Annotated in this window: 13 protein-coding genes; all 13 read left to right on the forward strand. The window is 61.8% G+C overall.

Going from position 1 to position 14,203, the window contains the following annotated elements; all coding sequences use genetic code 11:
• Positions 1-33 precede the first annotated feature (33 nt).
• The 13 genes from proW to APH35_RS14140 all read left to right on the forward strand — a co-directional run bounded on the left by proW (position 34) and on the right by APH35_RS14140 (position 14,129).
• Complete coding sequence (gene proW, locus APH35_RS14080) at positions 34-987, forward strand: glycine betaine/L-proline ABC transporter permease ProW (protein ID WP_012272329.1); 954 nt, start codon at positions 34-36, stop codon at positions 985-987.
• Between the two features lie 70 nt (positions 988-1,057).
• Positions 1,058-2,086 (forward strand): glycine betaine/L-proline ABC transporter substrate-binding protein ProX, encoded by a 1,029-nt coding sequence (gene proX, locus APH35_RS14085; protein ID WP_060514993.1) that lies wholly within the window; start codon positions 1,058-1,060, stop codon positions 2,084-2,086.
• A 78-nt stretch (positions 2,087-2,164) separates the two neighbouring features.
• On the forward strand, positions 2,165-3,220 hold the full coding sequence (locus tag APH35_RS14090; RefSeq protein ID WP_060514994.1) for a GlxA family transcriptional regulator: 1,056 nt from the start codon (positions 2,165-2,167) through the stop codon (positions 3,218-3,220).
• Positions 3,221-3,443: 223 nt separating this feature from the next.
• Positions 3,444-4,400 carry a benABC operon transcriptional activator BenR gene (gene benR, locus APH35_RS14095; protein ID WP_060514995.1) on the forward strand — a complete coding sequence of 319 codons (957 nt, stop codon included), beginning with the start codon at positions 3,444-3,446 and terminating at the stop codon, positions 4,398-4,400.
• Between the two features lie 94 nt (positions 4,401-4,494).
• Entirely contained in the window at positions 4,495-5,262 is a 768-nt protein-coding gene (locus APH35_RS28355) for an RHS repeat-associated core domain-containing protein (protein ID WP_082425798.1), read from the forward strand.
• 83 nt (positions 5,263-5,345) lie between these two features.
• Positions 5,346-6,704: a benzoate 1,2-dioxygenase large subunit gene (benA, locus tag APH35_RS14105; RefSeq protein WP_060514997.1), complete on the forward strand. Its 1,359-nt coding sequence runs from the start codon at positions 5,346-5,348 to the stop codon at positions 6,702-6,704.
• On the forward strand, positions 6,701-7,186 hold the full coding sequence (benB, locus tag APH35_RS14110) for a benzoate 1,2-dioxygenase small subunit (RefSeq protein ID WP_012272324.1): 486 nt from the start codon (positions 6,701-6,703) through the stop codon (positions 7,184-7,186). Before benA ends, benB begins: the two co-directional genes overlap by 4 nt.
• 72 nt (positions 7,187-7,258) lie before the next feature.
• Positions 7,259-8,269 (forward strand): benzoate 1,2-dioxygenase electron transfer component BenC, encoded by a 1,011-nt coding sequence (benC, locus tag APH35_RS14115; RefSeq protein ID WP_012272323.1) that lies wholly within the window; start codon positions 7,259-7,261, stop codon positions 8,267-8,269.
• Positions 8,270-8,414: 145 nt separating this feature from the next.
• Positions 8,415-9,176: a 1,6-dihydroxycyclohexa-2,4-diene-1-carboxylate dehydrogenase gene (locus APH35_RS14120; RefSeq protein WP_012272322.1), complete on the forward strand. Its 762-nt coding sequence runs from the start codon at positions 8,415-8,417 to the stop codon at positions 9,174-9,176.
• A gap of 57 nt (positions 9,177-9,233) precedes the next feature.
• Positions 9,234-10,562, forward strand: a complete 1,329-nt coding sequence (locus APH35_RS14125) for an MFS transporter (protein ID WP_012272321.1) — start codon at positions 9,234-9,236, stop codon at positions 10,560-10,562.
• Positions 10,563-10,590: 28 nt separating this feature from the next.
• The gene (gene catA, locus APH35_RS14130; protein ID WP_060514998.1) at positions 10,591-11,505 is read left to right on the forward strand and encodes a catechol 1,2-dioxygenase; all 915 of its coding nucleotides are present in this window, start codon (positions 10,591-10,593) and stop codon (positions 11,503-11,505) included.
• A gap of 119 nt (positions 11,506-11,624) precedes the next feature.
• Positions 11,625-12,824 (forward strand): benzoate/H(+) symporter BenE family transporter, encoded by a 1,200-nt coding sequence (locus APH35_RS14135; RefSeq protein ID WP_060514999.1) that lies wholly within the window; start codon positions 11,625-11,627, stop codon positions 12,822-12,824.
• Positions 12,825-12,878: 54 nt separating this feature from the next.
• On the forward strand, positions 12,879-14,129 hold the full coding sequence (locus tag APH35_RS14140) for an OprD family porin (protein WP_012272318.1): 1,251 nt from the start codon (positions 12,879-12,881) through the stop codon (positions 14,127-14,129).
• Positions 14,130-14,203: the final 74 nt, after the last annotated feature.

A 14,203-nucleotide genomic window follows, 5' to 3' on the forward strand; every position in this document is an offset into this window, starting at 1 on the left:
GCCCGTAGCGTTTATTAGAACAGGTAAGCCCTCATGTCCGAATTCAGCCTGCTTGACCCGTTCCAGGCGGCCACCATCCCCTTGGGCGACTGGGTCACCGCGACCCTGAACTTTCTGGTGCACAACTTCCGCGAGGTGTTCCGCGCCATTCGCTGGCCAATCGACCAGGTGCTCAATGGCATCGAGTTCACCCTGCAGAGCATCCCGCCCACCATCGGCATCCTCCTTTCGTCATTGCTGGGCTGGCAGCTGGCAGGCAAGCGCATGGCGGTACTGTGCTTCATCACCCTGACCTTGCTCGGCCTGATCGGTGTGTGGTCGGAGTCGATGACCACCCTGGCCCTGGTACTGACGTCGGTGTTCTTCTGCGCGGTCATCGGCATTCCGTTGGGTATCGTCTGCGCCCGCAGCAACCGCCTGGAAAGCATTATCCGCCCGCTGCTCGATGCCATGCAGACCCTGCCGGCGTTCGTTTACCTGGTCCCGGTGGTGATGCTGTTCGGCATCGGTAATGTACCTGGCGTGCTGGTGACCATCGTGTTCGCCCTGCCGCCGCTGGTGCGCCTGACCAACCTGGGTATTCGCCAGGTGCCGGAAGACAAGATCGAAGCCGCCCGCGCTTTCGGCTGCACCCCACGGCAGATGTTGACCCGCGTGCAACTGCCGCTGGCCACTTCGACCATCATGGCTGGCCTCAACCAGACCCTGATGCTGTCGCTGTCGATGGTGGTCATCGCCTCGATGATTTCGGTCGGTGGCCTGGGCCAGATGGTACTGCGCGGCATCGGCCGGCTGGACATGGGCCTGGCCACGGTCGGTGGCGTGGGGCTGGTGCTGCTGGCGATCTTCCTCGACCGCCTGACCCAGGCCATGGGCGCCCGCACCAGTGCCGACCCGAGCCTGCGCTGGTACCACACTGGCCCCGCAGGCGTGGTGATGCGCCTGTGTGGCGCAGCGCCCGTGAAAGGGCGGCGCAAGACCGCCTGAGCACAGCAAGACACTTGATACGTTCGATCTGCCGCACTTGAAGATAAAAATCAGAAGAAGGTAAGCGACGATGCACGAATCCAAATTCACCCGCAGCATCCTCAAATGTGCCACGGCATTGACCCTGGTGGCCGCTGCGCTGGGCGCAAACGCTTCGGCGGACAAACCGGGTGATGGCGTGAAGGTAACGCCGATTTTCCCCTCGATCGCCGAAGAGCGTTTCCGCGGTGAAGTGGCCATGGAAGGCCTGCGCGAGCTGGGCTACAACGTGCAGGAACCCAAGGAGACCGAATACGGCGTGATGATGGTGGCCTTGGCCAACGGCGATGCCGACTTCACCGTGCACCTGTGGGAAAAACTGCACGACAAGTTCTACCAGCAGGCTGGCGGCGATGATGTGATGGTCAAGACCGGCAACATTCTGCCGGGTGTCGCCCAGGGCTACTTGATCGACAAGAAAACCGCCGACCAGTACAACATCAAGTACATCACCGACCTGAAAAAGCCGGAAATCGCCAAACTGTTCGACACCGACGGCGACGGCAAGGCCGACATGACCGGTTGCAATCCGGGCTGGGGTTGCGAGCTGGTGATTTCCCACCACATGAAGGCCTACGACCTGGACAAGAGTGTCAACGTCAACCAAGGCTCGTACTTTGCGCTGATGGCCGACACCATCGCCCGTTACAAGGAAGGCAAGCCGATCCTGTATTTCACCTGGGTGCCGCAGTGGATCGCCAGCGTGCTGGTCGAAGGCAAGGATGTGGTCTGGCTGGAAGTGCCGAAGACCGACCTGCCTGATGGCAAGAACGACGTCGACACCACCTACCACGGCAAAAACCTGGGCTTTGCCATCGACAAGGTGGTGGCCGTGCTGAACAAGGACTTTGCCGAAAAGAACCCGGCGGCGCTGAAGTTCCTGTCGCTGGTGCAGATCAGCACCGACGACGAGAGCAACCAGAACCTGAAGATGCAGCAGGGCGAGAAGAAGCCTAAAGACATTGAGCGCCATGCCAAGGAGTGGGTTGCCGCTCACCGCCAGCAGTTCGATCAGTGGCTGCAAGCCTCACGCGACGCAGCGGCCCAGGCCGGCAAGTAACCTGTTCCAGCACTGCTGGCTTCTTCGCGGGCAAGCCCGCGTGGAAGCCAATGCAACTCCCGCAGTTGAGTTAAAGCCATGAGCCACTTCGAAAGCATCCTCAAAAGCACCAACCTGGCCCACCTGGCCCCGGCCATCCGCACTTCGCTTTCAATGCCGTGCCAGCGCGTGGCCTTCGTCCTGCGCGAGCACTTCTCGATGATGGCCTTCACAGCGGCGATGGACAGCCTGGTCACCGCCAACCTGATGAGTGCCACGCCGTTGTTCCAGATCCAGGTGGTGGGCGAGGGCGCGCAAGTGATGAGCGACCTGGGCATCGCCTTGCCGGTCAACACTCAGCTCGCTGACCTGGATGTGCACGGCCTTGACTGCCTGCTGGTGTGTGGTGGCTTTCGCGTGCGCCTGGAAGCCGCGCCGCAACTGCGTGCCAAGTTGCGCCAAGCCGACCAGTACGGCTGCCAACTGGGCGGGCTGTGGAACGGCGCTTACTTCCTGGCCGAGGCTGGCTTGCTCAATGATCACGACTGCGCCTTCCACCCCGATGGCCGAGCGATGATGAACGAGCTGTTCCCCAAAGTACGTATCAGCCGCCAGGCCCATGTGCTGGACCGGCGACATATGAGCTGCGCCGGTGCCAGCAGTGCCTTGGACATGATGTTGGCAATGCTTGAACAGTGCGGTGGCGTACCCTTGCGCCGGGCCGTGGAGCAGATGCTGGCCTGTGACCGTGCGAGGGTCTTGAGCGACGCACCTGCCAGCGCCCCGGAAATCGACCCCAGCCTGCCCAAGGGGGTGCGCCTGGCCCTGGAATTGATGCATGCCAATATCGAAGACCCCATTGGCATCGACGAAATCGCCGAACATGCCGGCTTGTCTCGCCGGCACTTGGAGCGGCTGTTCCGCCGCCATGTGCAGGCCACACCACCGCGTTACTATCTGGAGCTGCGCCTGACCCATGCGCGCCAACTGTTGCAACACACCAGCAAGTCATTGACCGAGGTGGCAGTGGCCAGCGGGTTCATCAGCTTCCCGCATTTCTATCGGCGGTTTCGTGAGTTGTTTGCCGTTGCTCCGCGCCAATATCGTGCCCGTAGCCAGGGGTGGGCAGGGCGGCAGGAAGAAACTGTTCGATAAACGAACACAGGCTGCACCTGGCCTGTCCGTTATCCGCCCATCCAATCCCATCGCCGCATTGCCCAACCCCCGCCTTTTTGCTGTAGTGTGCCCATCCACCGGTTGTCGCCTGCCCCCGCGACCCGCAACCGGCCCGATAGAATGACCGTGACGACCGCAACCACAGCCCACAAGGCAGTAGGACGCGGCGACCAGAACAATAACGATACCGAGTGCCTTGCCTATGGAAAGCCGCCTGCTGAGCGAACGCAGTAGCGTGTTTCACCACGCCGACCCTTATGCTGTGTCCGATTATGTGAACCAGCATGTGGGCCAGCATTGCATCGGTCTGTCGCGTACCACCCACCCTCAGGCCAGCCTCAGCCACCGCAAGTTCGCCGAACTCGACTTGTGTCGTATCAGCTACGGTGGCAGCGTGCGCGTTACCTCGCCAGCACTGGAAACCATTTACCACCTGCAAGTGCTGCTCAACGGCAATTGCCTGTGGCGCGGGCACAAGCGCGAACAGCACCTGATTCCAGGGGAGCTGCTGCTGATCAACCCGGACGACCCAGTTGATCTGACTTACTCAGAAGACTGCGAGAAGTTCATCCTCAAGGTGCCGACCCGCTTGCTGGACTCGATCTGCGATGAACAGCGCTGGCATCGGCCAGAAGGCGGCGTGCGGTTCTTGCGCAACCATTATCGGTTGGATGAACTGGACGGGTTCGTGAACCTGCTGGCGATGGTTTGCCATGAAGCGGAAGTGAGCGATTCGCTACCCAGGGTGCAGGGCCATTACAGCCAGATTGTCGCCAGCAAGCTGCTGACCCTGATGAGCACCAATATCCGCCGCGAAAGCCTGAGCGCACCGCAAGCTGGCCTTGAGCGCATTCTTGATTACATCGAACGCAACCTGAAGCTGGAGCTGCCTGCAGAAGTGCTGGCAGAGCAGGCCTGTATGAGTTTGCGCTCATTGTATGCGTTGTTTGATCAGCATCTGGGCACCACGCCCAAGCATTACGTGCGCCAGCGTAAGCTGGAGCGGGTGCATGCATGCCTGAACGACCCGACTTGTGGCGTGCGCAGCGTGACAGAGCTTGCCCTGGATTACGGCTTTCTGCATTTAGGCCGGTTCTCCGAGGTGTATCGGCAGCAGTTTGGAGAGCTGCCCTCGCAGACGTTCAAGCGACGGGGATGAGACGCGTTGGTGTGGTCACCTGATATTTCTGCCAGTTGTTTACATTTCATGCACAGCCCACCATTTGCTCTATTTCGGCTAAGAGGTGGGAACCATGTCGACGTCGCAGATTTCTTCTTGTTCGCTGCAGTACACCGTTTATGGGTGCGACGGATGCGAGCAATGCCCATCAGTGCTGCGCTTCAGCGGGCAGAGAAAAGAGCCTGCTACAGGGCATTACTTGCTGGGCAATGGATACCGCGCGTTCAATCCGGTTTTGATGAGGTTCCACAGCCCTGACAGTTTGAGCCCATTGGCGGGTGGAGGAATAAACTGTTATGCCTACTGTGGTGGGGACCCGGTTAATTATACTGATCCCAGTGGGTACTACAGGCATCCTAAGATTGCAAAAGCGCCTACGCTTCGGACAATATGGGAAGCCCCTGAAACTCCAAGATCTCGTCAGCAACCTACAAAGCTACCAAGTGTCAGAAAATATGCGGCTGACCATACTGTAAGCAAGAAAGTTGTAGAGACTATCAACAACCTTGGACGCGGTTACGGGGATCAAATAGAACCCATCATGAATTCACCGCATTGGTCAGGTGCTCAAAAATTATTAGTGCAAGGCACCGCATTGAAGCTATCAAGCAACATTGGAGAAAACTTGAAACAAGCCATTGGCTATCCTCCCTATGCGGCTGCGCCCCTTAAATCGTCCAACAGTCAATTGATCGAGGCGCTCGCGGTAGTCGCGCCACTCAACGAAAAAATGCAAGCGTCAGCAGGCGCGAACACGCTTGTGAGCGATGTTGTTGCAAGCTGGCTCCATGACCCCAGATGGCGCGTTCCAAAAGTGCGAGATCCCGGCAAAGCTGGATAGCACTCTGCACAATCCGGATAGTCCCCCGCCAGTCGTCTCCCTAACCTGACCAGGTCTAAACAATAACAATGGAGACCCTGGCCATGTCCCTGGGATTCGACTACCTCAATGCCATGCTCGAGGACGACCGTGAAAAGGGCATCTACCGCTGCAAGCGCGAGATGTTCACCGACCCACGCCTGTTCGACCTGGAGATGAAACACATCTTCGAGGGCAACTGGATCTACCTGGCCCATGAAAGCCAGATCCCCGAAAAGAACGACTTCCTCACCCTGACCATGGGGCGCCAGCCGATTTTCATCTCGCGCAACAAGGACGGTGAGCTCAATGCCTTCCTCAATGCCTGCAGCCACCGTGGCGCCATGCTGTGCCGGCACAAGCGCGGTAACCGCTCCAGCTACACCTGCCCATTCCACGGCTGGACGTTCAACAACAGCGGCAAGCTGCTGAAGGTGAAAGACCCGAGCAATGCCGGCTACCCCGACAGCTTCAACTGCGACGGCTCCCACGACCTGACCAAGGTGGCGCGCTTCGAGTCGTACCGGGGCTTTCTGTTCGGCAGCCTGAACGCCGATGTAAAACCGCTGGTGGAACACCTGGGCGAGTCGGCCAAGATCATCGACATGATCGTCGATCAGTCGCCGGAGGGTCTGGAAGTGCTGCGCGGTGCCAGCTCGTACATCTACGAAGGCAACTGGAAGCTCACCGCCGAAAACGGCGCCGACGGCTACCACGTCAGCTCCGTGCACTGGAACTACGCCGCTACCCAGAACCAGCGCAAGCAGCGCGAAGCGGGTGACGAGATCAAGACCATGAGCGCCGGTTCCTGGGCCAAGCAGGGCGGCGGCTTCTACTCCTTCGACCACGGCCACCTGCTGCTGTGGACCCGCTGGGCCAACCCCGAAGACCGCCCGGCCTACGAGCGCCGCGACCAGCTGGCCGCCGACTTCGGCCAGGCCCGCGCCGACTGGATGATCGAAAACTCGCGCAACCTGTGCCTGTACCCCAATGTTTACCTGATGGACCAGTTCAGCTCGCAGATCCGCGTTGCCCGGCCGATTTCGGTGAACAAGACCGAAATCACCATCTATTGCATCGCGCCGAAAGGCGAGAGTGCCGATGCCCGTGCCAAGCGCATCCGCCAGTACGAAGACTTCTTCAATGTCAGCGGCATGGCCACCCCGGACGACCTGGAAGAGTTCCGCTCGTGCCAGACCGGCTACGGCGGCGGCACCGGTTGGAACGATATGTCCCGCGGTGCTAAACATTGGGTCGAAGGCGCTGATGAGGCCGCCAAGGAAATCGAACTCGAACCGCTATTGTCCGGCGTGCGCACCGAGGACGAAGGCCTGTTCGTGCTGCAGCACAAGTACTGGCAGGACACCATGATCCAGGCCCTCAAGGACGAACAGCAACTGATCCCCGTGGAGGCCGTGCAATGAGCCTGTATGAAACCGTGCGCGACTTTCTCTACCGCGAAGCGCGCTACCTGGACGACGCCCAGTGGGACCAGTGGCTGGAGCTGTACGCCAGCGACGCCACCTTCTGGATGCCCAGCTGGGATGATGACGATACCCTGACCGAAGACCCACAGAGCGAAATCTCGCTGATCTGGTACGGCAACCGGGGTGGCCTGGAAGACCGAGTGTTCCGCATCAAGACCGAACGCTCCAGCGCGACCGTGCCCGACACCCGCACCTCGCACAACATCAGCAACATCGAGATCGTCGAACAGGGCGAGGGCAGCTGCCAGGTGCGTTTCAACTGGCACACCCTGAGCTTCCGCTACAAGACCACTGACAGTTATTTCGGCACCAGTTTCTACACCCTCGACCTGCGCGGCGAACAGCCGCTGATCAAGGCCAAGAAGGTGGTGCTGAAAAACGACTACGTGCGTCAGGTCATCGACATCTACCACATCTGACACAAGGTTTTGCGAGCACTGCCCGGTGCGTCCTGCGACGCGCCGTGGGCCGGCTCGCCCGCGAGGTGCAACATGAGCTACCAGATCGCACTGAATTTCGAAGACGGCGTTACCCGTTTCATCGAGGCAAGCGGCCACGAGACCGTGGCCGATGCCGCCTATCGCCAGGGCATCAATATTCCGCTGGACTGCCGCGACGGTGCTTGCGGCACCTGCAAATGCAAGGCCGAATCCGGGCGCTATGACCTGGGCGACAACTTCATCGAAGACGCCCTGAGCGAAGACGAAATCGCCGAAGGCTACGTGCTGACGTGCCAGATGCGCGCCGAAAGCGACTGCGTGATCCGCATTCCGGCTTCGTCGCAGCTGTGCAAGACCGAGCAAGCCAGTTTCGAGGCGGCCATCAGCGATGTGCGCCAACTGTCGGCCAGTACCATTGCCCTGTCCATCAAGGGCGAGGCCCTCAGCCGCCTGGCATTCCTGCCGGGGCAGTACGTCAACCTCAAGGTGCCGGGCAGCGAGCAAAGCCGCGCCTACTCGTTCAGCTCACTGCAGAAGGACGGCGAAGTCAGCTTCCTGATTCGCAACGTGCCGGGCGGGCTGATGAGCAGCTTCCTCACCAACCTGGCCAAGGCCGGCGACAACATGAGCCTGGCCGGGCCGCTGGGCAGCTTTTACCTGCGGCCAATCCAGCGCCCGCTGTTGCTGCTGGCGGGAGGGACCGGGCTGGCACCGTTCACTGCAATGCTGGAGAGGATCGCCGAGCAGGGCAGCGAGCATCCGCTGCACTTGATCTATGGCGTGACCAACGACTTCGACCTGGTCGAACTCGACCGCCTGCAAGCGCTGGCGTCGCGCATCCCCAACTTCACCTACAGCGCCTGCGTGGCCAACCCGGACAGCCAGTACCCGCAGAAGGGTTACGTGACTCAGCACATCGAGCCACGCCACCTCAATGACGGCGATGTGGACGTGTACCTGTGCGGGCCGCCACCGATGGTAGAAGCGGTCAGCCAGTACGTGCGTGAGCAGGGCATTACCCCGGCCAACTTCTACTACGAGAAGTTCGCGGCGGCGGCCTGACTCCTTTACCCCGAACACAACACTGCCCCCTGTAGGAGCGGGTTTACCCGCGAAGAGGCCGGCCGGTACAGCGGTTATGTCTTGTCGGACGCATTCGCGGGTAAACCCGCTCCCACAGGGATCGTGGTGAACCGGAGAGATGGATATGAACAATAGATTCCAAGGCAAGGTCGCCCTGGTCACCGGTGCCGCTCAAGGCATCGGCCGGGGTGTGTGTTGGCGGCTCAAGGCCGAGGGCGCGCAAGTGGTCGCGGTAGACCGTTCCGAGCTGGTCCACGAACTGGCCGGCGAGGGCATGCTCACCCTCACTGCCGACCTGGAGCAACACGCTGACTGCGCCCGAGTCATGGCCAGTGCGGTCCAAGCCTTCGGCCGCCTGGACATCCTGGTCAACAACGTTGGTGGCACTATCTGGGCCAAGCCTTTCGAGCATTACGAAGTCGAGCAGATCGAAGCCGAAGTGCGCCGCTCGCTGTTCCCGACCCTGTGGTGCTGCCATGCCGCGCTGCCGTACATGCTCGAACGCGGCAGCGGTGCCATCGTCAACGTCTCGTCCATCGCCACCCGTGGCGTCAACCGTGTGCCCTATGGCGCGGCCAAAGGTGGCGTCAACGCGCTGACCGCGTGCCTGGCCTTTGAAACCGCCGGCCGCGGCATCCGCGTTAACGCCACCGCGCCCGGCGGCACCGAAGCACCGCCCCGGCGCGTGCCGCGTAACAGCGCCGAGCAGAGCGAGCAGGAAAAACGCTGGTACCAGCAGATCGTCGACCAGACCCTCGACAGTAGCCTGATGCACCGCTACGGCAGCATCGACGAGCAGGTGGGCGCCATTTTGTTCCTTGCCTCTGACGAGGCTTCGTACATCACCGGCGTGACCCTGCCGGTAGGGGGCGGCGACCTCGGCTGAGCAGCAACCTCACGGCAACAGCTTTCCTCCACAACAAAAACAAGAGCGACAGATGCCATGCGAACCCTTGACGTACACCCGATCATCGATAATGCGCGCTTTACCCCGTTTCACTGGATGGTGATGGCCTGGTGCGGCCTGCTGCTGATCTTCGACGGCTATGACCTGTTCATCTACGGCGTGGTACTGCCGGTAATCATGAAAGAGTGGGGCCTGACCCCGTTGCAGGCGGGTGCGCTGGGCAGCTATGCGCTGTTCGGCATGATGTTCGGCGCCTTGGCATTCGGCAGCCTGGCCGACCGCATCGGGCGCAAGAAGGGCATTGCCATCTGTTTCGCCTTGTTCTCGGGGGCGACCATTCTCAATGGCTTCGCCAGCAGCCCGAGCGAGTTTGGCATCTACCGCTTCATTGCCGGCCTGGGCTGTGGCGGCCTGATGCCCAACGCCGTGGCACTGATGAACGAGTACGCGCCCAAACGCCTGCGCAGCACGCTGGTGGCGATCATGTTCAGCGGCTATTCGCTGGGCGGCATGCTGTCGGCGGGCGTTGGCATCTTCATGCTGCCGCGCTTTGGTTGGGAATCGATGTTCTTCGCCGCTGCGGTGCCACTGTTGCTGTTGCCGGTGATCCTCTACTACCTGCCGGAATCCATCGGTTTTCTGGTGCGTCAGGGCCGTAGCGATGAAGCGCGCAAGCTGCTGAAACGGCTGGACCCGAACTGTGACGTGCAGGCCGATGACGTGCTGCAGGCGGCTGATCGCAAAGGCAGCGGGGCGTCGGTACTTGAGCTGTTCCGCAACGGCCTGGCGATTCGTACCCTGGCGCTATGGCTGGCGTTCTTCTGCTGCCTGCTGATGGTCTATGCGTTGAGTTCCTGGCTGCCCAAGCTGATGGCCAACGCCGGTTACAGCCTGGGTTCGAGCCTGTCGTTCCTGCTGGCCCTGAACTTTGGCGGCATGGCCGGGGCGATCCTCGGTGGCTGGCTGGGTGACCGCTACAACCTGGTCAAGGTGAAGGTGGCGTTCTTCATTGCCGCTGCGCTGTCGATCAGCCTGCTGGGGGTGAACAGCCCAATGCCCGTGCTTTACCTGCTGATCTTCATCGCCGGCGCCACCACCATCGGTACGCAGATTCTGCTGTATGCCGGCGCTGCGCAAATGTACGGCTTGTCGGTGCGCTCCACCGGGCTGGGCTGGGCTTCGGGCATCGGCCGCAACGGCGCCATCGTCGGCCCGCTGCTGGGCGGCGCGCTTATGGGTATCAACCTACCGCTGCAACTCAATTTCATAGCCTTCGCCATCCCTGGCGCCATCGCAGCGCTGGCCATGGCCGTGCACTTGGCCAGTGGTCGGCGCCACGCTCAGGCCGTTGCGGCGCAGGCCTGAACCGAAAAGAACAAGATGAGGTAAACCCATGACCGTGAAAATTTCCCAAACTGGCGAAGTACAGCAGTTCTTTGCAGAGGCCGCAGGCGTTGGCAACGATGCCGGCAGCCCTCGGCTCAAGCGCATCGTGCAGCGTGTGCTGCAGGACTCTGCGCGGCTGATCGAAGACCTGGAGATCAGCGAGGACGAGTTCTGGCATGCCGTCGACTACCTGAACCGCCTGGGTGGCCGCGGCGAAGCCGGGCTGCTGGTGGCGGGCCTGGGCCTCGAGCACTTCCTTGACCTGCTACAGGATGCCAAGGACCAGCAGGCCGGGCTGGTCGGCGGCACCCCACGCACCATCGAAGGCCCGCTGTACGTGGCCGGTGCACCGATTGCCCAAGGTGAAGTGCGCATGGACGACGGTAGCGAGGAGGGCGTAGCCACGGTGATGTACCTGCAAGGCCAGGTGCTCGACCCGCAAGGGCAGCCGCTGCCAGGCGCCACGGTGGACTTGTGGCATGCCAATACCCGTGGCACCTACTCGTTCTTCGACCAGAGCCAGTCTGAATACAACCTGCGTCGGCGCATCGTCACCGATGCCGAAGGGCGTTACCGCGCACGCTCCATCGTGCCGTCGGGTTACGGATGTGACCCGCAGGGGCCAACCCAGGAGTGCCTGGACCTGCTGGGCCGCCACGGCCAGCGCCCGGCGCATGTGCACTTCTTCATCTCGGCGCCGGGTTACCGGCACCTGACCACGCAGATCAACCTGTCGGGGGACAAGTACCTGTGGGATGACTTTGCCTATGCCACGCGCGATGGGCTGGTGGGGGAAGTGGTGTTCGTCGAAGGCGAGGCGGGGCGGCATGCCGAGTTGAAGTTCGACTTCCAGCTGCAGACGGCCCTGGGCGGCGTGGATGAGCAGCGCAGCAACCGGCCACGGGCGTTGCAGGACGCCTGAACCACCGAGTTGGCTGCTACGGGGCTCGCTCGCTCCCATAGGGATCGCGCGAGCCCCGTAGCAGCCAACACAGAACAAGAGCCAGCCTCCAAGGCCGGCCGATGCCTTGCGAGAGTCTCATGACAACCTTGATCAAGGACAGCTCGCTGTCCGCCATCATCGCCGGCTGCATCGCCACGATGATCTCCTACGCCGGCCCGCTGGTGATCATCTTCCACGCCGCCGAAGCCGCCGGCCTGTCGCACCAGCAACTGTCGTCCTGGGTCTGGGCCGTGTCCATGGGCAGTGCCGTGCTCGGTGCGCTACTGAGCCTGCGCTACCGCGTACCGGTCGTGATCGCCTGGTCCATCCCAGGGTCGGCGCTGCTGGTCACCGCCTTGCCGCAACTGGGGCTGGAGCAGGCCGTGGGCGCCTATCTCGTGGCCAACCTGGTTCTGCTGCTGATTGGCATCAGTGGAGCCTTCGACCGCATTATTGCGCGGCTGCCGGGCTCCATTGCCGCTGGCATGCAGGCCGGCATTCTGTTCAGCTTCGGCATCGAGGTGTTTCGGGCCTTGCCGTTGCAACCCATGCTGGTGTTGGCGATGTTCATCACCTACGTGCTGATGCGCCGGGTGCAGCCGCGCTATGCAGTGGCTGCGGTGCTGTGCGTGGGCACCGTGGTGACCGTGGCCAGCGGTGCGTTCCGTAGCGAAGCACTGGTGCTTGAACTGGCCTCGCCCCAGTGGGTCTCTCCGCAGTTCAGCCTGGCGGCGGTGTTCAGCCTGGCGCTGCCGATGGTGCTGGTGGCGCTTACCGGGCAGTTCATGCCGGGCATGGCGGTACTGCGCAACGCCGGCTACCCCACGCCTGCCAGCCCGCTGATCAGCGCCAGCGCCCTGGCCGGGGCACTGCTGGCGCCATTCGGCTGCCACGGGCTGAACCTGGCGGCGGTCACCGCCAGCCTGTGCACCGGCCATGAAGCCCATGAAAACCCGAGGCGGCGCTACGTGGCGGCGGTAGCTGGCAGTGCGCTGTACCTGCTGCTGGGCATTGCCGGGGCCACCTTGATGTCGCTGTTCGCAGCCTTTCCTGCCGCACTGATCGCCGCCCTGGCCGGTCTGGCCCTGTATGGCGCCATCAGCGAGGCATTGGCCCGCAGCCTGGCAGAACCGGCCGAGCGCGATGCCGGGCTGTTCACCTTCCTGGTCACCGCGTCTGGGGTGGCTTTCCTGGGCCTGTCGGCGGCGTTCTGGGGGCTGTTGTTCGGCCTGCTGGCTCACGCACTGCTCCGGCTGCGCCAGCCACGTGCCCAGGAGGTGCTGCGCCGTAACCCATGACCTGCCGTGTTCCCAACGCTTTACCCATAAAAACAAGATCAAGAGAGCTTCGGAATGAATCACACCCCTTGCGTTGCCCTGGGCCTGACGTTGCTCAGCCAGCCACTGCTGGCTGCCGAAGGCGGCTTCTTCGAGGACTCGAAGGCCACCTTGAGTGCCCGTAACTACTACTTCAGCCGCGATTTCTCCGACATCGTCGGGGCCAACAAGCAGTCCAAAGCCGAGGAGTGGGCCCAGGGCTTCATCCTCGACTTCAAGAGCGGCTACACCCCAGGCACGGTCGGCTTTGGCGTGGATGCCCTGGGCCTGCTTGGCATCAAGCTCGACAGCAGCCCCGACCGGGCCAACACTGGCCTGCTGCCGGTGCATGGCGATGGCCGCGCTGCCGACGAGTACAGCCGCCTGGCACCCACCTTCAAGGCACGGCTATCAAAAACCGAGCTGCGTATAGGCGAGCTGCAACCGAACCTGCCGGTGCTGACCTTCAGTGATATTCGCCTGCTGCCACCGACCTACCAGGGCGCCAGTTTGAGTTCGTCGGAAATCGACGGGCTGACCCTGCAGGCCGGTCACTTGAAAAGCACCCACCTGCGCAACGAGGGCGGCGATGGCAAGATGAACGCGATGCTCGGCCATGTGCCGATGCGCCAGGCTGAGAGTGATGCGTTCAACTACGTGGGTGGCGACTACGCCTTCAATGCCAACCAGAGCAGTGTCAGCCTGTGGTACGGGCAACTCGAAGACATCTACGAGCAGGGCTTCGTCGGCCTGAAGCACAGCAAGCCAGTGGGCGACTGGGTACTCAGCGCCAACCTGGGGTACTTCACTGCACGCGAGGATGGCGATGCTTTGCTGGGCAATATCGACAACCAGGCCTTCTTCTCGATGTTCACCGCCCGGCATGGCGGCCACAGTTTCCACGTGGGTTACCAGGGCATCTATGGCGACAGCCCGTTCCCACGGGTATTCGCCAACATTTCGCCGCTGGGTAACGAGGTGCCGACCTATGAGTTTGCCTATACCGACGAACGCTCGTACCAAGTGCGTTACGACTACAACTTCGCCGCCATGGGCGTACCGGGGCTGACGGCGACCGTTCGCTACATAACGGGTAACAATGTCGATACCGGGCTGGGTTACGAAGGGCGTGATCGCGAGCGTGACCTGGATATTGGCTATGCGGTGCAGAGCGGGGTGCTGAAGGGGCTGGGGATTCGGGTGCGCAATGCCATGGCGCGGTCCAACTACCGCAGCGACATCGACGAAAACCGCCTGACGCTGGTGTACACATGGCAACTGTTCTAAGCCATTCAGGGGAATTGCGCATCAGGGGTGTATGCAGGTAGCTTCCGAATACGACTCTTTCAGGAATGCCAACC

The organism is Pseudomonas sp. NBRC 111132 (assembly GCF_001320565.1).
Classification (GTDB): domain Bacteria; phylum Pseudomonadota; class Gammaproteobacteria; order Pseudomonadales; family Pseudomonadaceae; genus Aquipseudomonas; species Aquipseudomonas putida_P.

Excerpts from the sequence above, each read along its gene's own strand:
- proW (WP_012272329.1), top strand. The coding sequence starts at position 34 with ATGTCCGAATTCAGCCTGCTTGACCCGTTCCAGGCGGCCACCATCCCC.
- proX (WP_060514993.1), top strand. The coding sequence starts at position 1,058 with ATGCACGAATCCAAATTCACCCGCAGCATCCTCAAATGTGCCACGGCA.
- APH35_RS14090 (WP_060514994.1), top strand. The coding sequence starts at position 2,165 with ATGAGCCACTTCGAAAGCATCCTCAAAAGCACCAACCTGGCCCACCTG.
- benR (WP_060514995.1), top strand. The coding sequence starts at position 3,444 with ATGGAAAGCCGCCTGCTGAGCGAACGCAGTAGCGTGTTTCACCACGCC.
- APH35_RS28355 (WP_082425798.1), top strand. The coding sequence starts at position 4,495 with ATGTCGACGTCGCAGATTTCTTCTTGTTCGCTGCAGTACACCGTTTAT.
- benA (WP_060514997.1), top strand. The coding sequence starts at position 5,346 with ATGTCCCTGGGATTCGACTACCTCAATGCCATGCTCGAGGACGACCGT.
- benB (WP_012272324.1), top strand. The coding sequence starts at position 6,701 with ATGAGCCTGTATGAAACCGTGCGCGACTTTCTCTACCGCGAAGCGCGC.
- benC (WP_012272323.1), top strand. The coding sequence starts at position 7,259 with ATGAGCTACCAGATCGCACTGAATTTCGAAGACGGCGTTACCCGTTTC.
- APH35_RS14120 (WP_012272322.1), top strand. The coding sequence starts at position 8,415 with ATGAACAATAGATTCCAAGGCAAGGTCGCCCTGGTCACCGGTGCCGCT.
- APH35_RS14125 (WP_012272321.1), top strand. The coding sequence starts at position 9,234 with ATGCGAACCCTTGACGTACACCCGATCATCGATAATGCGCGCTTTACC.
- catA (WP_060514998.1), top strand. The coding sequence starts at position 10,591 with ATGACCGTGAAAATTTCCCAAACTGGCGAAGTACAGCAGTTCTTTGCA.
- APH35_RS14135 (WP_060514999.1), top strand. The coding sequence starts at position 11,625 with ATGACAACCTTGATCAAGGACAGCTCGCTGTCCGCCATCATCGCCGGC.
- APH35_RS14140 (WP_012272318.1), top strand. The coding sequence starts at position 12,879 with ATGAATCACACCCCTTGCGTTGCCCTGGGCCTGACGTTGCTCAGCCAG.